The following is a 253-nucleotide window of genomic DNA, read 5'->3' as shown; positions in this document are numbered from 1 at the left end:
CTTCTGTTGCCAACGGAAGATCCGTCAGATCCACATCAGTGAAGGTGATCGAACCGGTATCACTCAACGTCGTCCCTTCAATAATATCGCCAGCCACGTCAACTACTGCGATCACCGGCGCATCGGTCGCTCCGGTAATGGTAATTGTTACATCCTGCGTATCGGTTCCGCCGTTTTGATCATCGACGGTTATCGTAAATACAGCCGTAACAGTCTCACCTTCAGCAAGGAAGTCCAGCTCGCCTTCAGTGAT

At 51.0% G+C, this 253-nt stretch carries 1 protein-coding gene; it reads right to left on the bottom strand.

The annotated features are described in order from the left end of the window. Positions 1–253, bottom strand: a 253-nt coding sequence (locus tag JWG39_RS16340) for a VCBS domain-containing protein (RefSeq protein WP_205220481.1), incomplete at both ends; no start/stop codon positions are given.

Origin of the sequence: Desulforhopalus vacuolatus, from assembly GCF_016918505.1 — a bacterium.
Taxonomy (GTDB): domain Bacteria; phylum Desulfobacterota; class Desulfobulbia; order Desulfobulbales; family Desulfocapsaceae; genus Desulforhopalus; species Desulforhopalus vacuolatus.
This window is presented reverse-complemented; position numbering and strand designations above follow the sequence as displayed.